The 23348-nt window shown below is 63.2% G+C and carries 21 protein-coding genes; 5 read left to right on the top strand and 16 right to left on the bottom strand.

Translation table 11 applies throughout. The annotated features are described in order from the left end of the window. Positions 1–16 precede the first annotated feature (16 nt). Positions 17–682 (top strand): GntR family transcriptional regulator, encoded by a 666-nt coding sequence (locus tag JQ609_RS00510; RefSeq protein ID WP_212271642.1) that lies wholly within the window; start codon positions 17–19, stop codon positions 680–682. A gap of 19 nt (positions 683–701) precedes the next feature. On the opposite strand, the gene JQ609_RS00505 is transcribed toward JQ609_RS00510, so the two are convergent. Beyond that, positions 702–2114 (bottom strand): amidase, encoded by a 1413-nt coding sequence (locus JQ609_RS00505; protein ID WP_212271641.1) that lies wholly within the window; start codon positions 2112–2114, stop codon positions 702–704. Between the two features lie 3 nt (positions 2115–2117). Continuing rightward, positions 2118–4460: a molybdopterin guanine dinucleotide-containing S/N-oxide reductase gene (locus tag JQ609_RS00500; protein WP_212271640.1), complete on the bottom strand. Its 2343-nt coding sequence runs from the start codon at positions 4458–4460 to the stop codon at positions 2118–2120. A gap of 312 nt (positions 4461–4772) precedes the next feature. On the opposite strand from JQ609_RS00500, the gene JQ609_RS00495 reads away from it, so the two are divergent. After that, positions 4773–5402 carry a hypothetical protein gene (locus JQ609_RS00495; protein WP_212271639.1) on the top strand — a complete coding sequence of 210 codons (630 nt, stop codon included), beginning with the start codon at positions 4773–4775 and terminating at the stop codon, positions 5400–5402. A 255-nt stretch (positions 5403–5657) separates the two neighbouring features. Here the strand turns inward: JQ609_RS00495 and JQ609_RS00490 are convergent, their stop codons facing one another. From JQ609_RS00490 to JQ609_RS00465, 6 genes are read right to left on the bottom strand one after another with little or no spacing between them, the layout of a single operon-like run. After that, positions 5658–6536 carry an amidohydrolase gene (locus tag JQ609_RS00490; protein WP_212271638.1) on the bottom strand — a complete coding sequence of 293 codons (879 nt, stop codon included), beginning with the start codon at positions 6534–6536 and terminating at the stop codon, positions 5658–5660. Between the two features lie 23 nt (positions 6537–6559). Continuing rightward, positions 6560–6940: a RidA family protein gene (locus JQ609_RS00485; protein ID WP_212207779.1), complete on the bottom strand. Its 381-nt coding sequence runs from the start codon at positions 6938–6940 to the stop codon at positions 6560–6562. Positions 6941–6969: 29 nt separating this feature from the next. Continuing rightward, a complete protein-coding gene (hpaH, locus tag JQ609_RS00480) occupies positions 6970–7773 on the bottom strand; it encodes a 2-oxo-hept-4-ene-1,7-dioate hydratase (RefSeq protein WP_212271637.1) in 804 nt (267 codons plus the stop codon). Between the two features lie 3 nt (positions 7774–7776). Beyond that, a complete protein-coding gene (locus JQ609_RS00475; protein ID WP_212271636.1) occupies positions 7777–8637 on the bottom strand; it encodes a fumarylacetoacetate hydrolase family protein in 861 nt (286 codons plus the stop codon). 10 nt (positions 8638–8647) lie between these two features. After that, positions 8648–9265, bottom strand: a complete 618-nt coding sequence (locus tag JQ609_RS00470) for a flavin reductase family protein (RefSeq protein WP_212271635.1) — start codon at positions 9263–9265, stop codon at positions 8648–8650. Positions 9266–9289: 24 nt separating this feature from the next. Further along, on the bottom strand, positions 9290–10267 hold the full coding sequence (locus tag JQ609_RS00465) for a tripartite tricarboxylate transporter substrate binding protein (RefSeq protein ID WP_212271634.1): 978 nt from the start codon (positions 10265–10267) through the stop codon (positions 9290–9292). A 166-nt stretch (positions 10268–10433) separates the two neighbouring features. Between JQ609_RS00465 and JQ609_RS00460 the strand changes: the two genes are divergently transcribed. Beyond that, on the top strand, positions 10434–11234 hold the full coding sequence (locus JQ609_RS00460) for an IclR family transcriptional regulator (protein WP_212271633.1): 801 nt from the start codon (positions 10434–10436) through the stop codon (positions 11232–11234). Between the two features lie 47 nt (positions 11235–11281). Here JQ609_RS00460 and cbbX read toward each other — a convergent pair whose 3' ends face one another. From cbbX to JQ609_RS00425, 7 genes are all read right to left on the bottom strand, one after another. Next, positions 11282–12160, bottom strand: a complete 879-nt coding sequence (cbbX, locus tag JQ609_RS00455; RefSeq protein ID WP_212271632.1) for a CbbX protein — start codon at positions 12158–12160, stop codon at positions 11282–11284. Positions 12161–12298: 138 nt separating this feature from the next. Beyond that, the gene (locus JQ609_RS00450; RefSeq protein WP_212271631.1) at positions 12299–12718 is read right to left on the bottom strand and encodes a ribulose bisphosphate carboxylase small subunit; all 420 of its coding nucleotides are present in this window, start codon (positions 12716–12718) and stop codon (positions 12299–12301) included. A gap of 11 nt (positions 12719–12729) precedes the next feature. After that, the gene (locus tag JQ609_RS00445; protein WP_212271630.1) at positions 12730–14190 is read right to left on the bottom strand and encodes a form I ribulose bisphosphate carboxylase large subunit; all 1461 of its coding nucleotides are present in this window, start codon (positions 14188–14190) and stop codon (positions 12730–12732) included. Between the two features lie 55 nt (positions 14191–14245). Next, complete coding sequence (gene fba, locus JQ609_RS00440; RefSeq protein WP_212271629.1) at positions 14246–15328, bottom strand: class II fructose-bisphosphate aldolase; 1083 nt, start codon at positions 15326–15328, stop codon at positions 14246–14248. A 34-nt stretch (positions 15329–15362) separates the two neighbouring features. Next, the gene (gene tkt / locus JQ609_RS00435) at positions 15363–17393 is read right to left on the bottom strand and encodes a transketolase (protein WP_212271628.1); all 2031 of its coding nucleotides are present in this window, start codon (positions 17391–17393) and stop codon (positions 15363–15365) included. Continuing rightward, a complete protein-coding gene (locus JQ609_RS00430; protein WP_212263409.1) occupies positions 17390–18265 on the bottom strand; it encodes a phosphoribulokinase in 876 nt (291 codons plus the stop codon). The genes tkt and JQ609_RS00430 overlap by 4 nt, the downstream gene beginning before the upstream one ends. Positions 18266–18278: 13 nt before the next feature. Next, on the bottom strand, positions 18279–19319 hold the full coding sequence (locus JQ609_RS00425; RefSeq protein WP_212271627.1) for a class 1 fructose-bisphosphatase: 1041 nt from the start codon (positions 19317–19319) through the stop codon (positions 18279–18281). A 148-nt stretch (positions 19320–19467) separates the two neighbouring features. Here JQ609_RS00425 and JQ609_RS00420 point away from each other — a divergent pair, with 148 nt between their 5' ends. Together JQ609_RS00420 and JQ609_RS00415 are read left to right on the top strand one after the other, a co-directional pair. Next, positions 19468–20439 carry a LysR substrate-binding domain-containing protein gene (locus tag JQ609_RS00420; RefSeq protein WP_212271626.1) on the top strand — a complete coding sequence of 324 codons (972 nt, stop codon included), beginning with the start codon at positions 19468–19470 and terminating at the stop codon, positions 20437–20439. Positions 20440–20503: 64 nt separating this feature from the next. Further along, complete coding sequence (locus JQ609_RS00415) at positions 20504–20899, top strand: YkvA family protein (RefSeq protein WP_212271625.1); 396 nt, start codon at positions 20504–20506, stop codon at positions 20897–20899. A 9-nt stretch (positions 20900–20908) separates the two neighbouring features. On the opposite strand, the gene JQ609_RS00410 is transcribed toward JQ609_RS00415, so the two are convergent. Continuing rightward, the gene (locus JQ609_RS00410; RefSeq protein ID WP_212271624.1) at positions 20909–23347 is read right to left on the bottom strand and encodes a TonB-dependent receptor; all 2439 of its coding nucleotides are present in this window, start codon (positions 23345–23347) and stop codon (positions 20909–20911) included. Between the last annotated feature and the right edge of the window lies 1 nt (position 23348).

Below are 23348 nucleotides of genomic sequence, written 5' to 3'. Positions count from 1 at the left end.
CGGAGGCACGAGGACCATGAAATCACTCAAGCTCGATGCACCGAAGTCGCTGTCGCAGCGGGTCATGCTGCGGCTGCGTCAGGCCATCATCGATGGTGAATTCGGACTGGGCGCGGTCATTTCCGAAGAGATGATCGCGCAATCGTTCGGCGTCAGTCGAACGCCGGTCCGCGAAGCGATGGGTCTGTTGCAATCGCAAGGGCTCGTGGTGATAAGGCCGCAGGTCGGCAGCTTTGTCTTTACCCCGAGCGCTGCCGACATCTCGGCGCTTTGCGCGTTCAGGATCATCATCGAGCCCAAGGCCGCCGAACTCGCCTATCGTCATGATCGTGCCGGCGCGGTCGCGGCGATGCGGACCGCGATCTCGGAGATGGAGCAGGCGCTGGTCGCCAAGGACAACGTCGCCTATGGGCGAGCCGATACCGCAATGCATGAGGCCTTCTTCGCGCATTGCGGCAATCGCTATCTTGTCGAGTCCTATCAACTGGTATCGGGACGCGTGGCTGCGCTGCGCACCAATTTGAGCGCGCCCGTCGACGTCCAGACACCGGCCTCCTTCGACGAGCACCGCAAGCTGCTCCACCTGTTCGAGCGCGGCGAGTTCGCGGCGTTCGAGGCGCTGATGACGTCGCACATCGCCAATTCAGGGTTGACCTACGCGCGGGCGCTGGAAGTCGCGTAGGCGCACCCGCCAGAGATTTTCAAGCGATCGGCGGACGCGCTGAAGCCCATGGACGCGCGGCCTCGAACGCCGCGGACATTTGCAGCACTCCGAGATCGTCGCAGCGCCGGCCGACGATCTGCAAGCCCACCGGCAGGCCTGATGCGGTGAACCCGCAGGGAAGCGACGCGGCCGGATTCTGCGCCAGGTTGAACGGATAGGAAAACTCCGCCCACGACATCCAGTCCCACTTATGTTGAGGCCAGTGGTCGGGCTGCAGCTGCGTGGCGGGGAATGCCGCAACGGATACCGCCGGTGTCAGGAGGAAATCCCAATCCTCGAAGAAATGGTGGATCTCCGCACAATAGGCGAGCTTTGCGACTTTCATTTTCAGATAGTCCGGCAGCGTGATGTGCTGTCCGGCCTCAAAGCATGCGACAAAGCCCGGATCCAGCTGGTCGCGGGATTCGGCGATGCGATCGGCGTAACGGCTGTAATGCGCCGGCCAGAAGAAGCGCGCGAGCTCCGGGCCTTTCGGTCCCCACGGCGTCTTGACCTGTTCGACGCGCCAGCCGAGCTCGGTTTCGAACACCTCCGCGGCCTTGCGCACCAGGTCAGCCACGTCAGGATCAACGCGGGCATGGCCGAGATCCGGACTGAATGCGATACGCGGCGCGCGCGGCCGGCTCGCGAGCTGTGCGGGATAGTCGGCCGGCGGCCCTTCAAGGCTCGACTGGTCGTCGGGATGGCGGCCGGCCATCACTTTCAGCATCAGCGCGGCGTCAGCGACCGTGCGCGTCAAAGGACCGAGATGCACGGTGTTGTCGCTCGGCGTCATCGGCGATTGCGGCACGCGCCCGTAGGTCGGCTTGATTCCGTAGACGCCGCAAAAATGCGCGGGCATGCGGATCGAGCCCGCGCCGTCGCTGCCTTGATGGAGCGGACCATAACCGGCGGCGGCACCAACACCCGCGCCGGAAGACGACGCGCCGGCGTTCAGGCCGAGCCTCCACGGATTATGGGTAACCCCAGTCAGCGGGCTGTGGCTGACGCCCTTCCAGCCGAATTCAGGCGTGGTGGTCTTGCCGAGGATGATGGCGCCCGCCTTGCGGAGGCGCGCGACCGCGACGTTATCGGCAGGCGCGACCTCGCCGCGAAACAAATAGGTCCCGCGTTCGAACGGCATGCCGCGCACCGGTTCGAGGTCCTTGATGGTGACGGGAATGCCGTGCAGCGGCCCAAGCGAATCTCCCTTGGCGAGCGCGCTGTCGGCGGCCGCCGCGGCGTCCATCGCCTCCGCCGCAGCCAGATGCGCGAACGCGTTCAGTTTGGGTTCAAGGGCTGCGATGCGCTCCAGCACCGTCGAGGTGATTTCGACGGAGGATAGTTTTTTGGCGCGGATCGCACCCGCCAGATCCGTTGCCGGCGTGAAACAGAGATCAACTTTATCCATGACCTAGCTTCCGCGCTTCGCTGTCACGGGCGGATCGTAGGCCTGGATCGGCGGCAGATTGCCGATGAAACGTTCGACCTCGGCGGTCGTCAGTTGCCCGGTGCAGCCCTGCGCCAGAGAGGACGTGCCGACGTCCCGCGTCAGGACGTTCGGATTGCCGTGCACGCAAAGCGGCGCTTCCTCATGGGGATCGGCGGGATCGTACCAGGCGCCGGTGGCCAGCTGGATCACGCCTTGGCGGATATCGTCGGTGACGCGTACGCCTGCGAGACAGGCCCCGCGCTCGTTGAACAGGCGAATGATGTCACCATCGGAAATCCCGCGCGCGGCGGCGTCGATCGGATTCATGCATGCGACCTCGCGTCCGCGTTGCTTCGACGCTGCGCTGTGGCCCCCGAAGTCGAGCTGGCTATGCAACCGCGTCGCCGGCTGGTTGGCGACCAGGATCAGCGGCGCCGACGGCGCCGGCACCTGCACCCGCTCGAGCCAGGCCGGATGACCCGGACAGTCCGTCTCGCCAAAGCCCGCGATGGTTTCCGAGAAAATCTCGAGCTTGCCGCTGGGTGTCGGCAGTCTTGCATTTTCCGGATCGTCGCGGAAACGGCGCAGCTGCCCGCCATCGTCAGGATGTTGCGGCATGATCAGGCCGTCGCTCTTCCAGAACTCGTCGAAACTCGGCGCCGCTAATCCGCGCTCTGCCAGCCCTTTCCGCGTCGGCTCGTACAGGTGCTCCAGCCATTGGCGGACGTTGCGGCCTTCGGTGAAGGCTTCGCGCTTGCCGAGGCGTTCGGCGAGATCGGAAAAGATGGCGTAATCGTCCCGCGCTTCACCATAAGGCGGCGCAATCTGCTGCATCGGCACCAGCAGGGGATCGTTGGCATTAGCGCCGATATCCTCGCGCTCCAGCGTCATGGTCGCGGGCAGCACGAAATCGGCATGCCGCGCCGTCGCGGTCCAGCCCAATTCATGCACCACCAACGTGTCGACCTGCGCGAAGGCCTTCCTCAGGCGATTGATGTCCTGATGGTGATGGAAGGGATTACCGCCGGCCCAGTAGACGAGCTTGATGTCGGGATAGGTCTTGGTCTTGCCGTTGTAGCGATAGGTGCCGCCGGGATTGAGCAGCATGTCGGCGATGCGGGCGACCGGAATGAATTCGGTGACGCCGTTACGCGCTTGCGAAAGTGTCGGCGTCGGCACGGCGTTGTAGCGTCGGCCGTAATAGGCGATGGCCCCGAGCGCGTAGGCATAGCCGCCGCCCGGCAGACCGATCTGCCCCAGCGCTGCGGCAAGAACGGCGCCCATCCAGACCGGCTGCTCGCCATGTTCGGCCCGTTGCAGCGAGTGCGAGACCACGATCAGCGCACGGCGGCCGTGAAGCTTGCGGGCGAGCGCAACGATGGTGTCGGCGGCGACGCCTGATATCGCCGCGGCCCATGCCGCATCCTTGGGCTGGCCGTCGGTCTCGCCCAGAACGTAACGCTCGAACACCGGCCAGCCGACCGTGAAGCGATCGAGGAAGGCCCGATCGTGCAGTCCCTCGGCAACCAGCGTATGCACCAGCGCCAGCATCAGGGCGACATCGGTGCCCGGGATGTTGCTGATCCATTGCGAGCGGGCTTCATCAGGCAAATCGCCGCGCAGCGGGCTGACATGGACGAACTGGCAGCCGCGCGCCGCGGCGCGCGCCATCGCGCCACGCTCGACATGCTTGCTGGTGCCGCCGCCGGCCACCATGCTGTTCTTCAGCGCCATGCCGCCAAAGGCGAGCACGACATCGCTGTGCTCGGCGATCTGTTCCCAGGAGACGTTGCGCTTGGTCAGATCCTCGTAGTCGCCAATGATGTGGGGCACCACGACGGTGGCGGCGCCGGAACTATATGAATTGACCGACTTGACGTAGCCGCCCATCGCGATGTTCAGGAAGCGATGGACCTGGCTCTGCGCATGGTGAAAGCGGCCCGCGCTCGACCAGCCGTAGGAGCCGCCGAACACCGCACCCGGACCATAATTGTCCCGCACGCGGGCGAGTTCGGCGCCAAGCAGATCCAGCGCGTCCTTCCAGGACATCGGGATAAATTCATCACGCCCGCGGCGCGCGTCCGGCCCGCGCTTCCCTTCGAGCCAGCCACGGCGCACCACCGGCTGCGCGACGCGCGCGCGGTGGCGCAAGGCGCCGGGAAAATTATCGATGATCTGGTTCGGATCGGGATCATCAGGGTGCGGCCGAACCTCGAGCTCGTCGCCCTGCCAGCGCGCCGAAAACACACCCCAATGGGACGAATGCGGGCGGAAAGATGCGTCGGTTGGGGAATCGGAAGGGGCGTTATCGGTCACATCGGTCATCAGAGTCTCTCATGCCCATTTGGTTCCGCGCTGGCGCAACCTTGCTGCCGACAGCATAAACCGATCGGGCACCATGAGTAATGCGTAATTCGAGAGAGAGACCTGCTCCAGCCGGCCTCGCTCCCAACCAAAATATCGAAAACAACCCCATGCAAAGAAAGGGCTGCACGGATGCCGCACCCCGCAAAAACATTTTTGACACGTCGGGCAAATCAGGGACACCAATCCATCATCGCCCCATTTGTAAGATCGCCCATGGCGCCGCCCATCGGGTTCCCGGCGCGATGACAGGCCAAAATCCCGACAATTCAAGTGGTACGGGAAATCTCCAAGGGACTTCACGAGGAGGTTCTCAACTCCATCTCCAGCGATGCACTGTTGAGCTGCGCGCGCCGGCTCGGTCTGGCGCAAGGAAAGACGCTTCTTCTCGAACACATGGACGAGATGTACTACGTCTATGACCTTGCCATTTATACGGCGCCGGCGGATCGTTCGCGAGCGATCGATCGTTACGCGAGGTCGGCCAAATGCGACGCGCAGTCCGACGAGCGGCTGATGCTGGAGGCGATGCGCGCATCGCAGTTTGCAATACTCCTGATCGAGCAACGTCACGACGTTGTGGGTCTGATCGCCACCGACATTCTCCGCAACTCCAAGGTATGGCTGCTCGACGTGGGGCTCGAGAGTTCGATGGACGAAGGCGAATTGATCGCTACCCGGTTGCTCACCCCCGGGCCGTTCTCGATGACCGCCGGCGTCAATGTTCCTTTCGAGATCGAAATGCTCGAACCGGTTTGTGCGCTATTGCCGCAGCGCATGGCCAATGGCAAACTGACCCGAACAGCCGACCACAGGCGTTTCGCTGAAGCCGTCTACAGCGTGGGGCTCGCGGATGGCGTCATGAATCGCCTGGCCTATCTTGATCTACCCGATCGCGCCTGACTCAGCGCGCCACGGAATAGCTCGCTCGCACAACGAAGCGCGGCTGATGCAATCCGCGCGCGCCCGATCTGGCCGGCAGCGTGCCCTGTGCCAAATCTGCAACGATTGTGACAGTGCAAAAATTCACCAAGCCGATCGCTCTTGCATCGAGGTTAAGTGCACTGTCACCGTAATGAACGGAAAACGAATCATTTTCAGACAGTTAGGAAGCGCGCTTTGACGTCACGGTGTACACGCGAAACCGGCGCTTCACGGTCAAGCCTTGTCGAACCCAAATAACCTCGCAGGATTGGTCACCAGAATTTTCTGCAGTTCCGCCTCATCAGGCGCATAGCGATAGAGCAGTTCCAGCAAATCCGCGTCGTTGGGGGGCTGGACGACCGAAACCGGATGCGGCCAATCGCTGGCCCATACGCAGCGGTCGGGCGCGGCCTCGATATAGGCGCGGGCGATCGGAATGACGTCGTCCCACGGCGGGCCGGCCTTCGAGGTCTTCTCGCCGAGCGAAAGCATCACCCAGAAATTGCCCTTCGAGAGCAGATCGAGCACCGCGCGCAAATTCGGATCGTCCTTGCCGCGCAGCGGATCGGGCCGCCCCATGTGATCGATCAGGACAGGCACGTTCAGCCCGCGGATCTTGTCGAGATTGCCGACGATGCCATCCTTCTCGGGCTGGAACTTGGCGTACCAACCGAGTTCGCGGATGCGCGCAATGGCGCGCTCGAAATCCTTGTCCGACAGCACCGCGCCGAGCTCTTTTCGGAAACTGAAGCGCGCCCCGCCGACGCCTGCGGCATCGAGCTTGGCAAGGTAGGCGTCATCGGCTTCGGCAAAGACCAGTGCGTTGGCGCAGGCGCGATAGTTCGGCCCCATCGCAGCCAGGCCATCGAGCACCACGGAATGATCGGCGCCATAGGTCGTGGTTTGCACGATGATGCCGCGCTCGATGCCGAGCGCCTTGTGGACGCGCAGCGCCGCCTCCCAGGTCGCTGACGGCATCTGGTAGGCCGCCCCTGCCCGGATCGGATATTTTTCCACCGGCCCCAGCACGTGAAACTGGCTGTCGATGCTCTTCGGCGGCGGCAGCCTCAAAGGACGGCGCGGGTTCGGATCGAACGGCAGATAGTCCGGCATGGTATGTCCTCTTCTCGGGCGCGTCAGCCGATCACGGCGGTGAAGTCGCATTGCACCAGCGCGCCGCCATCCATGTTCATCTGCAGCGCATGACGGGCGGGGCGCGAATGCTCGTCCGGAAACATCTTCAGCCACTCGGTGTTAACAGGCGCGCGCTGGGTGCGGTCCTGCAGCCACACCGTCATCTTGATGATGTCGTCGGTGGTGCCGCCGCCGGCTTCCACAATGGCCTTCATGTGGGCGAACATGTTGGCGCACTGCTCCTCGATGCGTTCGGGCATGACGCCGGCGGCGTCGCGACCGAGGATGACACCCGACATCAGGAGATTGCCGATCCGGCATGCATTCGGAATCGGGTTGGCATGCTTGAACTCGCCGATATAGATGCTCTTGCGTCGTGCCATTTGCACACCTCGTTTTGACAAATACTCGCTCAGACGAATTGGCAGGAGACCGATCCGAATGGACCGTAATCAGCGTGAAACGTATCGCCCTTGCTGATTTCGACCGGGCGCGTAAAGGATCCCGCCAACACCACTTCGCCTGCAGCCAGGTGCTCGTCATGGCGAGCCAGCCGGTTGGCGAGCCACGCTACGCCATTGGCCGGGTGGTTGAGGACGCCGGCCGCGATCCCGGTCTCCTCGATCTGCCCGTTGCGAAACAGCAATGCGCCGATCCAGCGCAGATCTGCGTCCAGCGGCCGGAACGGCCGGCCGCCGACCACCAGCGCCGCGTTCGCCGCATTGTCGGAGATCGTGTCCGTGACCTTGCGCGGCGCCTTTGTCTCAGGGTCTATCCGGTGCATGCGCGTTTCCAAAATTTCGAGCGCGGGCGTGACGTAGTCGGTGGCGTTGAGCACGTCGAACAGCGTGCAGTCTGGCCCCTTCAGCGGCGCCTTCAGGACGAACGCCAGTTCGACCTCGATGCGCGGGGCGTGAAAACAGTCGAACGGAATGGTGCCGGCGTCCGAATAGAACATGTCCGCGAACAGCACGCCGAAGTCAGGCTCGGAGATACCCACCGCGTTCTGCATCGCCTTCGACGTCAGACCGATCTTGTGGCCCTTGATGATGCGGCCGCGCGACAGCTGGACCTTGGTCCACGCCCGCTGGATCGCATAGGCATCCTCGATCGTCAGATCCGGATATTCCGACGTGAACGCAGGGATCAGCGACTTGCTGCGTTCGGCCTCGTCGAGACGCTGCGCCAGGCGGTCGATGGTTTGCTGGTCGAGCATGACTTAAGCTTCCGCGGCAACGACGTTGCGTAAGGTACCGATGCGGGAGGATTCCACCTCGACCACGTCGCCGGGCTTCAGCCAGCGGGGCGGGTCGAACCTCGCGCCCGCGCCGGTCGGGGTGCCGGTTGCGATCATGTCGCCCGGTTTCAGGGTCGCGAAGGTGGAAAGATAGGCGATCAGGAAATCGAACGGAAACATCAGCCGCTCGGTGGAATCGCTCTGCCGTACCTCGCCATTGACGCGGGTGACGATATCGTGCGGCCCGCGCGGATCGCATTCGTCTGATGTGACGATCCACGGCCCGACGCTGCCGGAGCGGTCGAAATTCTTGCCCTGCGTGACGTTGAACTTGCCGTGGTGCAGCCAGTCGCGCACGCTGCCTTCGTTGCACAGCGTCATGCCGAAGATGTGGTCGAAGGCCCGCTCGCGCGGGATGTGGCGCCCCGCCTTGCCGATCACGATGACGAGTTCGCCCTCGTAATCCAGTTGCTCGGATACTTTCGGCTTCTCGATCGGCTGGCCGGACCCGACCACCGAGGACGGGTTGCGAACGAACAGGCTGGGATATTTCGGCAGGTCGGAATTGTCTTTATATTCGGCGTTGCGATCCCGGTAGTTGACGCCGATGCACCACAGCTTCTCCGGAGCCGGGATCGGCGAGCGCAGGGTGAGATCGCCGAGCGCATGGTCAGGCGCTTGTCCGGCGATGGCGGCGCGCGCGGCCTCGAAGCCGTCGCCGGCGATCAAGGTCCGCAAATCGGGAAACTTGGTGCCGATCCGGCTGCTCAGATCGACGACACCGCCGTCGACGGCAGCGCCGAAGCACGGTCGTCCGTTGGCGTGATAGCTCAGAAGACGCATGTGGCTTCCCTCAGGATTCGGATTTCGAGGTCTGGAAAACTGGCTTCAGCGTGACGATCTCGCCGAGCCGCGCGTAGCGCGGACCGCCGATGCGGGCGATCGGATCCAGCGCCTCGGTCTCGATCTTGCCGTTCTGCAGCAGCCCGTCGCGGATGTGGAACGCCAGCACTTCGCCGACAATCAGCCGGCTGCGGGTCTCGCCGAACTCGAGGCATTGCCGAAAGCGGCACTCCATCGCGATCGGTGCTGCGGCGAGACGGGGCACCTTGATGCGCTCGCTCGGCAGCGTCTCGAGTTGCAGCTCCTCGACCTCGCTGACATCGGGCGGATGCTCGGTGGAACTCTCATGCACCGCAATCATCAGGCTCGAATCGGCGATGTGGACGACGTATTCCTCGTTGCCCAGGATGTTATGCGCCGTGTCCTTGTAGATTCCGGCCTTGCGGCCGACGCTGATCGCCAGCATCGGCGGCTTCGGCGAGACAAAGGTAAAGGCGCTGAACGGCGCAAGGTTGACGGTGCCGCCGCTCGATGCGCTGGTGACCCAGGCGATCGGGCGCGGCACCACGATGCCGGTGATCAGCCGGTAGGCCCTCTCGGCATCGAGATCTGACGGATCGATCCGCATCACGATTTCCTCAAAACAGTTCCCTCAATCGGTCTTGATATTCGCTTTGCGAACGATGGGAATCCATTTGGCGTCCTCGGCCTCGAGATAGCTCTTGAACGCCGCCGGCGTCATCGTGACGGCCTCGGCGCCGAGCGTATTGAACTTTTCGACGATCGCAGGATCCTTCAGGATCGTCGCCATCGTATCGTGGAGCTTGGTGATGATCTCGGCGGGCGTACCTGATGGTGCGAACAGGCCGGTAAAGGTCTGGCCGTCGAATTCCTTGTAACCGAGCTCGGCGAAGGTCGGCACGTCAGGTATCCACGAGGCGCGGTGGCTGCCGGTGACGGCAAGGGCGCGCACATTTCCATTCTTGATGAAGGGCAGTCCGACCGAAATCTGGTCAAAGGCAAACTGCACCTGGCCCCCGATCAGGTCGTTGATGGCGGGCGCGTTACCGCGGTAATGCGCCGTCACCCATTGGACTCCGAGCGTCGACTGCACGAGTTCGCTGAGCAAATGATTGGTGGTGCCGGTGCCGGGCGAGGCCATCGTCATCTTGCCGGGCTCGCGGCGGGCGAGATCGAAAAACTCCTTCAGATCCTTTGCCGCGACCGACGGATGCACCTCGAGCACCAATGGCGTCATCGAAATCGAGGTGATGGGCAGAAAATCCCGTTTCCAGTTATAGGCGTCGCGCTTGGCGATTTCGGGGGCGAACAATACCGGTCCGTTGGCGCCGACAAACAGGGTGTAGCCGTCGGGCGAGGCCTTCGCGAACGCCTCGCCGGCGATCAAGCCGCCGGCACCGGCCTTGTTTTCCACGATGAAGGGCTGCCCCAGCGCCGTTTGCAGCTTGTCGGCGATGATGCGCGCGGCTCCGTCGACATTGCCGCCGGCCGGATAAGGCACGATGAGTTTCACCGACCGTGCCGGCCATTGCTGGGCCGCGGCCGGAGCGCTCGACAGTGCCGTTGTCAATGCCGTGACCGCAATGCCAGCGATGGCGAACAATCTCATTGCATCCTCCCGAAAGCGAGCAGCTGGAGCAATCCGCTACTCTCGTTGTTGTGGTGCGAGCTGCAGCCCGTCCGCCGATACATTCATCCGATCTTGCCCCGCGGGCTTCCCTTGTCGATGGAATTGTGGTGTTTTTGTCCACATTATGGACATCGGATGAACCTAGATGACGGATGGTCGGCGGCGCGACAGACCGGAGCCCCAGCAGGGCGGGCAGGCGATCCGCCGCGCCTTGACCGTGTTGCGGATTCTGGCGGCCGGCCGGGAAACCGGCGTGCCGTTGTCAGAGGTCGTTCGGGCAACGTCCCTCACCCGTCCTACCGTGCACCGGATCGCGCAGGTGCTGATCGAGGAAGGCATCGTCGAGCGCAGCGCCCAGACCGGACGGTACGCAATCGGCCGCCAGGTGGCAGAATTGGCGCTGGCGCGGCAATCGCGCTCGCCGCTGCTGGTCGCGGCCGAGCCTTATCTGGCGCGGGCGTCCGCGCAGCTTGGCGATACCTTGTTCCTGACGGTGCGCACCGGGCTCGATACGCTGTGCGTGGCGCGCCGCATCGGCTCATATCCGATCCAGGTGCTGTCGATCGAGGTCGGCGCGCGGCGGCCGCTCGGGGTCTCCAGCGCCGGCGTGGCAATTCTTGCCGCCATGTCCGCACCGGAGGCGCGCGGGATCGTCCTCGCCAACGAGGCACGATTCATGGCCTATCGCACCGACCTGCCGACGGTACTGGGGCAAATACGGCTCGCGCGGCGCCGGGGCTACAATTTGCGCGACGTCGGCCTCGTGCAGGGAACGAAATCGCTCTCGGCCTGGATCAGGAGTCCCGACGGTCAGCCCGCGGCGGCGATTACCCTATCCGCGGTGAGAAACAGGCTGAGCCCGCGCCGTGCCGTCGAAGTGTCTGATGTCCTCATCGCCGCTGCACGAGAGATCGAGCGAACGATACCGCATGCGTCAGGCAGCTAACCGATGGGGCTTCGAAACGGAACAACAACGTAGCGCCGGACTCCGATCTAAGACTTGTCTTTCAGAAACACCCGGCTGGCGAGCACGTCCGACGCCTGCAACGACATCACGTCGTCGGCGTCCAGCATGCGGTCGAGATCGGCGACGAGACGATTGGCCTGGCGCAGCCGCATGCGGTCGAGCGCGTTCCGGATCGAGCGCGCGTTGGAGAACAGCGGCTGGGTCACGCGGGCCGCGATGTAACGAATGAACGCTTCCCGCGCTTCGTCGCTGAACTTGTAGTTCATGTCGTGCAGCATGAGCTCGGAGATGGCGAGCAGCTCATCATTGGAATAATCCGGAAAATCGATGTGATGGGCGATACGGGAGCGGAAGCCCGGATTGCTGGCGAAGAATTTTTCCATGCGGTCGCCATAGCCGGCGAGGATCACCACCAGATCCTCCCGCTGCGATTCCATCACCTGCAGCAATATCTCGATCGATTCCTGGCCGTAGTCGCGTTCATTGTCCGGCCGATTGAGATAATAGGCCTCATCGATGAACAGCACGCCGCCCATCGCCTTCTTCAGCACCTCCTTGGTCTTGGGCGCGGTGTGGCCGATATATTGTCCCACCAGCTCATCGCGGGTGACCGAAACGACATGGCCGCGGCGGACAAAACCAAGCCGGTGGAGTATGCCCGCGATCCGCAGCGCCACCGTGGTCTTGCCGGTGCCGGGATTGCCGGTGAACGACATGTGCAGCGTCGGCGTGTCCGTCGTGAGATTCATGCGCTTGCGGATACGTTCGATCAATAGCAGCGACGCGATCTCGCGAATGCGGGTCTTGACCGGCTTCAGCCCGATCAGCTCGCGGTCGAGCTGCGTCAGGATCTCCTCGATGCCGACGGCTTCGAGCTCTTCGCGGAGATTGACCCTGTCTGTCATTGGCGAGGCATCCAAATCCATCTGCGAACCTCAACGCTGGAGAAAAAAGCTCCGTCGCCGCTTTCGCAAACGACGGAGCAGAGGATCCGGCCGGGGTCGATGAGGGAGATCCGCCGGCCGGCAGGGTAAAAGGTGAACCTAACCGTAGCGACCGCCCTCGGGGCGATCGACCGCATAGGACTTCGTGGTGTAGCGGATGTTGCGCCCGGCCATCTCGTGCCGCTCGAGGCGGAAGCCGGGTTCGTCCTTTGGCCGGTTGACGATGAAGGACAGCCGCACCGATTCCCAGCCGTGGCTGTTATCGAACGCCGACAGGCGGATGTAGCTGTTGCCATACACCTTGCGGCATTGATCGAGCTCCATCATCACGCCGGCAGCGTCGCGGAGATCGAACATCGGCAATCCCCACATCTCCCAAAAACTGTTGCGGGGATGCGGGTCATCGGTGAATTCGATGTTCACCGCCCATCCCTTCTCCAGGCAATACTGGACCTGGCGGGAGATCTGCTCGTCGGTGAGGTCAGGCAGGAACGAGAAGCAGCCCTGGGTAATACGCATGGTTTCGCTCCTTACATTGCGACGCTGGGTGTGGGGACGTAGTCCGGCATGTCGGTCGATTCATAGTTGAAGGTGACATTCTTCCAGACCTCGAGCGCCGACTTCAGCGGCGTGCAGGTCTCTGCCGCCTTGGCCAGAATTTCCGGCCCTTCGCGCAGATAGTCGCGGCCCTCGTTGCGGGCGAGGATCATCGCTTCCAGCGCCACGCGGTTGGCGGTAGCACCAGCCTGAATGCCCATCGGGTGACCGATGGTGCCGCCGCCGAACTGCAGGATCACGTCTTCGCCGAGATGATCGAGCAATTGGTGCATCTGCCCGGCGTGAATGCCGCCGGATGCGACCGGCATCATCCGGTTGAGGCTGGCCCAGTTCTGGTCGAAGAACACGCCGTGCTCAAGCCGCACCGGATTGTAGTCCTCGCGGCAGATGTCGTAATAGCCGCGCGTGGTCGCCGGGTCGCCCTCGAGTTTTCCGACCACCGTGCCGGCATGGATATGATCGACGCCCGCCAGCCGCATCCATTTCGCGATGACGCGGAACGAGACGCCATGACTGCGCTGCCGCGTATAGGTCGAATGCCCTGCCCGATGCAGATGCAGGATCATGTCGTTGCGGCGCGCCCATTTCGCCATCGACTGGATCGCGGTGTAGCCGATGACAAGATCGATCATGATGATGACCGAGCCCAGCTCCTTGGCGAATTCGGCGCGTTCGTACATGTCCTCCATGGTTCCGGCGGTGACGTTGAGATAGGTGCCCTTGACCTCGCCGGACGCGGCCTGCGCCTTGTTGACCGCCTCCATGCAATAGAGGAAACGCTCGCGCCAATGCATGAACGGCTGCGAGTTGATGTTCTCGTCGTCCTTGGTGAAGTCGAGGCCGCCCTTCAGCGCCTCATAGACCACGCGGCCATAGTTGCGGCCGGACAGCCCAAGCTTCGGCTTCACCGTGGCCCCGAGCAGCGGGCGTCCGAACTTGTCCATGCGCTCGCGCTCGACCACGATGCCGGTCGCGGGGCCCTGGAATGTCTTCACATAGGCCACCGGCAGCCGCATGTCTTCGAGCCGCAACGCCTTTAGCGGCTTGAAGCCGAACACGTTGCCGATGATCGACGCCGACAGGTTGGCGATCGATCCGTTCTCGAACAGATCGAGATCGTAGGCGATGTAGGCGAAATATTGCCCCGGTGAATTCGGCACCGGATCGACGCGGTAGCATTTCGCGCGGTATTTTTCCGCCGCCGTGAGCCGGTCGGTCCACACCACGGTCCAGGTCGCGGTCGAGGATTCGCCGGCCACCGCCGCCGCGGCCTCGATCGGATCGACACCATCCTGCGGCGTGACCCGGAACAGCGCGATGATGTCGGTGTCCTTTGGCACATAGTCGGGCTCCCAATAGCCCATCTTCTTGTATTCCATGACGCCGGACCTGTAGCGTTCCTTGCCGCGAATGGTCATCGAGTGCTGGTTCATCTTGGTTTCCTCTTGTTGCGTGCGGCGGCTGGTCGGGAGCGGAGGGATCAAAAGGTCAGGCGGCATGGGTCATCTCCCCGATGCGTGGATCGAGCGCGCCGGAGCGATAGCGCCTCGCCATCTCGGCCAATGGAACGACCTTGATCTTCGCGGCGTGGCCGGCGGTGCCGAACTGTTCGAACCGCTCGCGGCAAAGGTCGCGCAGCGCGTCCATCGCCGGCTTGAGAAATTTGCGCGGATCGAATTCGCTGCGGCTTTGAGTCGCGACCTTGCGGAACGCCGCGGCCATCGCCAGCCGGCAGTCGGTGTCGATATTGACCTTGCGGACGCCATGCTTGATGCCGCGGACGATCTCCTCGACCGGCACGCCCCAGGTCTGCGGCATCTCGCCGCCGAACTGGTTGAACATGTCCTGCAGCGGCTGCGGCACCGAGGAGGAACCGTGCATCACCAGATGCGTGTTCGGCAGCCGGCGATGAATCTCCTCGACCACCCGCATCGCAAGGATGTCGCCGTCCGGCTTGCGCGAAAACTTGTAGGCGCCGTGCGAGGTGCCCATCGCGATCGCCAGCGCATCGACCTTGGTGGCGCGGACGAAATCGACCGCCTGGTCCGGATCAGTCAGCAGCTGGTCGTGGCTGACCTCACCCTCGACGCCGTGGCCGTCCTCCTGTTCGCCGCCGCCATGTTCCAGCGAGCCGAGCACCCCCAGTTCACCCTCGACCGAGGCGCCGATCCAGTGCGCCATGTCGACGACGCGGCGGGTGATGTCGACGTTGTAGTCGTAATCCGCCGCGGTCTTGGCGTCGGCCTTGAGCGAACCGTCCATCATGACCGAGGTGAAGCCATGCTTGATCGCGGTGGCGCAGGTTGCTTCCTCGTTGCCGTGGTCCTGATGCAGGCAGAGCGGGATCTGCGGATGCATCTCCTCCAGCGCGTCGATCATCTTCGAAAGCATGATGTCGTTGGCGTAGGAGCGCGCGCCGCGCGAGGCCTGGATGATGACCGGCGCATCGACGGCAGCCGCCGCCTCCATGATCGCAAGGCCCTGTTCCATGTTGTTGATGTTGAACGCCGGCACGCCGTAGTCGCGCTCGGCGGCATGATCCAGCAATTGCCTCAGTGTGATCCTGGCCATCGGCCCCTCCGTGTCGTTGTTGGTTTGCAGGCGGTCATGTGTCGCTAGCCGCCATCCTCGCCCGCGCGATGCAGCGCAGGGCCGCCTTCGCCGCCTCGTCCGCGGTGATACCGAATTCGCGGTAGAGCGTTTCGGCCGGTGCGGAAGCGCCAAAGCCGGTCATGCCGACGAATTCGCCGTCATCGCCGAGCCAGCGCGCCCAGTCGCCTTCGACCGCGGCTTCGACGCCGATCCGCGGCACGCGGCCGAGCACCGCGGTTCGATATTCGCGGGATTGCTGGCGAAACAATTCGAAGCACGGCGCCGAAACCACGGCCGCGCGGACGTTGACGCTCGCCAGCAATTCGGCCGCGTGCATGGCGATCGATACTTCCGAGCCGGTCGCGATCAGGGTGACGTCGCGGCCTTCCTCCGGATCGATCACGACGTAAGCGCCGAACCCGACCAGATTCTGCTCACCGGCTTCGCGGAACGTCGGCATCGCCTGCCGCGACAGGCACAGCAGCGACGGGCTATTTTGGGCGCGCAACGCGCAATCCCAGGCTTCTGCGGTCTCAATGGCATCGCCGGGGCGAAACACCAGCAGGTTGGGGATCGCCCGCAGCGATGCCAGATGCTCGACCGGCTGGTGAGTGGGGCCATCTTCGCCCAGTCCGATCGAGTCGTGCGTCATCACATGGATGACGCGGATACCCATCAATGCCGCCAGCCTGATCGCGGGACGGCTGTAGTCGGCGAAGCTGAGGAACGTGCCGCCATAGGGAATGAAGCCGCCATGCAACGCGATGCCGTTCATCGCCGCCGCCATCGCGTGCTCGCGGACGCCGTAGTGAATGTAGCTGCCGTTGAGGCAATCGGCCTGCACGGACCCGTGCGTTTTGGCGCGCGTCAGGTTGGAATGGGTGAGATCGGCGGAGCCGCCGAGCAGATTCGGCAACGCCTCGGCGATTGCGTCGATCACCAGCTGCGAGGCCTGCCGGCTCGCGATATCAGGCCGCTCGGCGGCGAAGCGATCCCGCAACAGCGCCATCGCGTCGACATAGCTGCACGGCAGGTTGCGATTGAGGGCATCGTGAAACGGCGAGCGCGTCGCGGCACAGCGTTTTGTGCGTTCGATCCAGCTGCGGCGCGCCGCATGCCCGCGTGCGCCGGCGTTTCGCCATTGCGCAAGGATGGAATCGGGAACGTGGAACGGCGGATGCGGCCAGTTCAGCGCATCGCGGGTCTTTGCGACCTCATCGGTGCCGAGCGGCGCGCCATGGGCTTTCTCGCTGCCCTGGCGGTTCGGCGCCCCGAAACCGATCAGCGTGCGGCAGGCGATCAGCGACGGCCGGTCGCTGGTGCGGGCCCGTTCGATCGCAGCGGCGATGGCCTCGGGGTCGTGGCCGTCGATCCGGCAGGCCGACCATCCGGAGGCCTTGAACCGCGCGAGCTGGTCATCAGAGCACGACAGCGAGGTCGCGCCATCGATCGAAATCTCGTTGTCGTCGAACAGCACGATCAGGCGATTGAGCCTGAGATGGCCGGCCAGCGAGATCGCCTCGTGGCTGAGGCCTTCCATCAGGCAGCCGTCGCCGGCAATCACATACGTGAAGTGATCGACGTAGTCGTCGCCGAAGCGCGCATTCATCAGTCGTTCGGCGAGCGCCATGCCAACGGCGGTGGCGATGCCCTGCCCAAGCGGCCCGGTAGTGGTCTCGACACCAGGGGTATGGCCATATTCGGGATGTCCCGGCGTTTTCGATCCCCATTGCCGGAAGGCCCTGAGTTCATCCGATGTCACGCCCTCGTACCCTGTCAGGTGCAACAGCGCGTACAGCAGCATTGAGCCGTGACCGGCGGACAGCACAAAGCGATCGCGGTCGGGCCACGCCGGGTCGGCCGGATCGAATTTAAGGAATCGCGAAAACAGAACGGTGGCGACGTCGGCCATACCCATCGGCATGCCGGGATGGCCGGATTTCGCCTGCTCGACCGCATCGATCGCCAGAAAGCGAATCGCGTTGGCCATTTCCGCGTGCGAAGCATCCGGACGGGTAGCAATACGGGACAGGGGAGCGTTCATGTCGTGCGCCTCTTGCGTTCCATCAGTTGCAGAATCAGCGGGGTGAGAATGAGCTGCATCGCCAGATCGAGTTTCGCGCCATGGATCACGATCGAATTGGCGCGCGACATGAAGCTGTGCGGGATCATCGACAGCAGATACGGAAAATCGATACCGCGCGGATTCCTCAGGCGGATCACCACCATCGATTCGTCCGGCGTCGGAATCCACCGCGCGATGAACGGGTTCGACGTATCGACCGTCGGCACGCGCTGGAAATTGATGTCGGTCTCGGCGAACTGCGGACAGATGTAGTTCACGTAGTCGGGCATGCGCCGCAGGATGGTGTCGGTCACCGCCTCCGCGGTATAGCCGCGGGCGCTGCGGTCGCGGTGCAGCTTCTGAATCCATTCCAGGTTGATGACAGGCACGACGCCGATCTTGAGATCGGCATGCTGTGCGACGTTGACCTTGTCGGTGACGACGGCGCCGTGCAGCCCTTCGTAGAACAACAAGTCGGAATTTTCGGGCAAGCGGCGCCAGTCGGTGAACGTGCCCGGTTCGGCGCCGTACAGCTTCGCCTCTTCGTCGTCGTGGATGTAGTGCCGGGTGGTTCCGGTACCGGATTCGCCATAGTCCCGGAACACCCGTTCCAGTTCCACAAACAGGTTGGTTTCCGGGCTGAAATGGCTGAAGTGCTTGTTGCCGCGCTCGGCTTCCTCAAGCATTTTCGTGCGCATCTCGAAGCGATTGTAGCGGTGGAAGGCGTCGCCCTCGATGTAGGCCGCAACGACCTTTTCGCGGCGGAAGATCTGCTCGAACGTCTTCTTCACCGACGTCGTGCCGGCGCCCGACGAACCCGTGATCGATATGATGGGATGAGCCCGCGACATCACGATTGTCCCGTCAGAGGAAGAGGCCGCGCCGCGCAAACAGCGGTGCGTCGCTATTGTCGAACATCGGTTCGATCCTGTCGTGAATGGCCGTCACGTCGCGCACGTGGTGCACGGATCCCATGATCAGCGGCACCCGCTGATGCGGGGTTTTCGCAGCCAGTTCCAGAATTCGCCGGCGCCCGGTCGACGCCGCGCCTCCCGCCCATTCCATGATCAGCGCCATTGGATGGGCTTCGTACAGCAGGCGAAGCCGCCCTTCCCGATAGCTCGGGCGGGCATCTGCCGGATAAAGGAACACGCCGCCGCGCACCAGGATGCGAAGCGCCTCCGCAACCAGCGAACCAATCCAGCGCATGTTGAAATCCACCTCGCCGCCGCCGCTGGTGCCGGAGAGGCACTCATCGATATAGGTGCGGACCGGCCCGTGCCAGTGGCGGTGATTGGACGCGTTGATGGCGAACTCCGGCATATTGCGTGCGATCTGCACACCCTGCCGGGTCTGCACGAATTCCTGCGCGTGGCGGTCGAGCATGAAGACATCGACGCGCGCGTTGAGCGCGAGGACGAGCGTGGTCTGCGGACCGTAGACGATGAAACCGGCGGCGCACTGCGCCGTGCCGGGCTCGAAGAAGGTCGAAAGCAGGTCATTGCCCCTGGGGCGAATCGAAAAGATGGTGCCGACCGAGATATTGTTGTCGAGGTTGGCCGATCCATCGAGCGGGTCGATCGCAACACAGAACGGCGCCGAGGGACGCAGGGTTTCCGGCAGCGCCGCTTCCTCGGACAGAACCGCCGCCACCGGGGTGCCGCGCAAGGCGCGCCGTATCATTTCATCGGCGGCGACGTCGATATCCTTTTGCTGATCGCCGTCAGGATTGATTCCACCGCTCTGCCCGGTGATGCCTGCGAACGGCCCATCCGCGATCAACCCGGCAAGCTCGATGGAAGCGGCAGCAATCGCCTTGATCACGTCGGCAAGCGCAGCGCCATGCAGCGGCGTCTGCAACGCGGACAGATCGAGATGTGAACGCAGCGTCACGCGCTCGTCCATGGCCGTCTCCCATGTGCCCTCTTTCGGGGGCTCTCGAAGCGTCTCGCCGGTTTGGCAATCCGCGACGTCAGGGAAACGCAGTTTGCCGAATTAGTAAAATTTTGTTATCTTTGGTCTGAGCAAAGTTTTTATTATAAAGGGTGCGGCAATGGCAGGCCGGTTATTGCGGGAAGTGACGATCCGCCAGTTGCGTGCACTGGCCGCTGTTCAAAAAAGCCGATCGGTCACATCAGCGGCCAAACAGCTCCATCTCACCCAGCCCGCGGTCACGCTGCAGCTTCGCAATTTGCAGGCACTCGCCGGGCTGCCGCTGATCCAGCGCACCGGCGACGGCATGCTGCTGACGGATGCCGGGCGCGAAGTGCTGGCGCTGACTGAGCGGATCGAGGCGGCGATATCAGATTGCGAAACCACGATGGCGATGATGGCGGGGAAGACCGCCGGCCGCATCTCGATCGGCGCCGTCAGCACCGCGAAATATTTCGTGCCGTTCATGATTTCAGGCTTTTCGAAACGGCATCCGGACGTCGAAGTCACGCTCTCGATCGGAAACCGGCAGGAGATCGGCACGGCGCTACGCGGTTACGATCTCGACTTTGCGATCATGGGCCGCCCGCCGGCCGACATCGACATGAACGTTCACCTGATCGGCGATCACCCCCATGTCATCATCGCGCCGACCGGACATCGGCTGGCGCGAAAATCCCGCATCGCGCCGGGCGAGCTCGCCGGCGAAACCTTCCTGACGCGCGAGCCTGGATCCGGAACGCGCGGTCTGATGGAGCAGCTGTTCGAATCCGCCGGCATTCGCCCCAGGATCGGCCTTGCCATGAGCAGCAACGAGACCATCAAGCAGGCCGTGATCGCAGGTTTGGGCATTGCATTCATTTCCGCGCACACGGTGGCGACCGAACTCGACGAGCGGCGATTGACCACGCTCGACGTGGACGGCCTTCCCGTGATCCGGCAATGGTACGCGCTCTCCCGCAAGGACAAGGTCTTGCTGCCGCCGGCGCAGGCAATGCTCGATTTCCTCAGCACCAGGGGCAAGCAGTTTCTGCCGCGCACCAATGGCCGCCTGCGTCTCACCCGGTCATCCATCCGCAAGAAACGCGGCTGAAATGCCACGCAAGTTCTGATCACGCTGCTACCTTGACCGGCAATCCGGTACTCTGGAAGGCTCCATGCTCTCTCGTATCAAAACTCGTATCACAACCTGGGCGAAGGCTCTGAAACGCGACGCTCACGCGATCTATCTCGCATCCCGCGATCCGCGCGTGCCGTGGTACGCGAAGGCGCTCGCCATCGCCGTTGCCGGATATGCGCTGTCGCCGATCGACCTCATTCCGGACTTCATCCCCATCATCGGTTATCTCGACGAGTTGATCCTGCTGCCTTTGGGCATCTGGCTCGTGGTGACGCTGATTCCCCATGAGATCATGGTCGAATGCCGCGCCAAGGCGAACGTGGCCGCGCAGCGTCCGATCAGCCGGGCCGGAATGGCTGTTATCATCCTGTTGTGGATTGCAGGCGCAGTGATGCTGGGATGGATCGGCTTTTCCTGGTGGAATCGACCGTGAAGGTTCGCTTCAGAAGGTCGCCTTCAGGCCTGCGTAGAAGGCGCGCGGCCGCGCCGGGCTGAGCGAACGCGCATCGGTGAAGGGCGCACCGCCATTGGCGAAGTTGGGGATGTCGCCCATGTCGAAGAAGGTCCCGTAAGTCGCATAGCGGTTATCGAAGATGTTATCCACGCGCCCATAGATCTGGAGCGTCTTGTTGATCTGATACGAGGTGTGCAGGTTGAAAACCGCATAGGCCGGCAGTCTCGTCGCCTGATTGGATTCGTCACCGGCAAAATACTGGTTGTCGACGAACAGCGCATCGCCCCCGACCTTGAAGGCATCCGTGATCGCGTAGTCGATGCCGAACTTGATCCGGTTGCGGGGGATCGCCGGAATTCGATTGCCCGGCAGAATCTGGACATTGCCGTTGTCATCGGCGAACGGGCTGTTGGAGCCGACCTGCAGCGCGTCGAGGAAGCGCGCATCCACGAGGGCATAGCTGGCATAGAGTTGCAGTGTCTTCGACGTCAGATTGACCTGGGCCTCGATGCCCTGGCGCCGCGTCCGACCTACGTTCTGGAAATAGCCAAATCCCTGCAGCTCGGGGCTCGGAATTGCGAGGATGTCGTCGGCATTGGTCGCCCGGAACGCACCAACTTTCCAACTCAAGGTTCCGATATTCAGCTCCGACGTTCCGCGGAAGCCTGCCTCGAGGGTGCGGGACACGACTTGCTTCAGCGGCGGATCGGCGATGAGGAATGCGGCAATGAGACAGGGGCGCAAGGGGTCGGCGCACGCAAGCTCCAGCGGGGTCGGTGCACGATTGGCCTCGGAATACCCCGCATAGGCAGTCAAGGCGGGTGTGATCTTGTAGGTGCCGCCGATCATCGGATTGAAGCGGGTAAACGTATGCTCGCCATTGAGCGCCGTACCGATCTGATCCTCCAGCTTGATATGCGCATGGTTGAACCGGCCGCCGCCCGTGATCGAAAATCGATCGGTCACGTCGAACGTGTCGGACGCGTAGAGCCCGGTGTAGCGGTTGGTGGCGCGAAGCGAAACCGGGCCGATCGAGATCGGCTCGCCGGAGGGTCCGAGATAGATGCCACTGCCGTTGACGACGTAGTTTGAACCGATGGTGCCGAGTTCCGCGCTGGCCCCGAAGCGGGTGACACCGGAGTCGATACTGGCGCCGACCATGAACTGGTTGTTGTGCCCGAACAGCTGGTCGGTGTTGGTTGCCTGCAGGGTTGCCCCGGTCGTGACCGAACGGGTTGTGGTCCGGTCGATCTGTCCCAGCACGGCGTTGTCGGGGAAGGGATTGGCGAGCTGGACGCCGTTGAGGCCATTTGCCGGGACGTCGTCGTCGTTAAAGCAAAGCAGGCCCGGATCGGCCGCGCAGCGCTCCGTCTCGGTCGGATTGCCGTCCACCGTCTTTTGCCTGAAAGCGCGGACACGGGCCGAGCCTTCGATCGTCCAGGTCGGCGTGGCCTCGACCTTTCCGGTCAAATTGGCATAGGCAACCTGATTGGATGTCGTCTGCGGCGTGGTGTAGGTGGCGCCCCAGTAATTCTGCAGCAATTCAGCCGGCACCGTCGCCGCCGCGCCGAAATTGTTCTTGGCCAGGCCCACGTTGAGGTGAAACTCACTGCTATCGGTGCGGTAGCCGACATCGCCATAGAACCGGCGAATGGCCGACTCCGAAAAATTGCGAAAGCCGTTATCACGCACGCCTTCGAGCGCGCCATAGACGGAAAAATTGTCGATCTGCTTGCCATACTGCGCCGAACTCTGGATGCGTCCGAACGAACCGCCCATCATGTTGATTTCGGCGCCACGATAGTTGAAGCCATCCTTCATCTGGACGTTGACGGCGCCGCCCAGCGCATTGAGACCGAAGGCGGGATTGTTGGTGACGACGGTGACCGACCTGATCGCGGCCGTCGGCATCAAGTCCCAGTTGACGGTGTCGCCGAACGCTTCGTTGATCCGCACGCCATTCTGGTAAACCGCCAGGCCCTGAGGCGTACCGGCGACCGGAGATGCGACGAAACCTCGAAATTGGATGTCGGGCATAAACGGATTTCCGGTCGTATCACTGATGATGATACCGGGCACCTGCTGCTGTAATGCGTCCGCGATGTTCAGCGAGCCGGTGCGCGCGATCTGTCCGGCCCCCACCGCGTTGACGCTTGCCGCCACCTTGTCGACATCCATTCCGGAACCGGCGGTCGGCGTGGGCGCGGTCGGATAGACGAAAACCCTGCGGACGTTCCTGCTCGCCCGGGGCGCATTTCTGCTGCGGGCGGGCCTGGCAGCTGTCCCCGGAGAAACCACCTCGATGGCGGGCAAGACCTCGGTCGCACCGGCCGCGTCCTGGGCTTGGGCGCAGTCACTCCCGGGAACCAGACACAGTGATATTGTCCCGATAAACAGGAATCGCGCGCCCATTTTACTTCGTCCCATC

Source organism: Bradyrhizobium sp. AUGA SZCCT0169, assembly GCF_018130085.1.
Classification (GTDB): Bacteria; Pseudomonadota; Alphaproteobacteria; order Rhizobiales; family Xanthobacteraceae; genus Bradyrhizobium.
The sequence above is the reverse complement of the archived record's forward strand: the minus strand, read 5'-3'. Positions and strand labels throughout refer to the sequence as shown.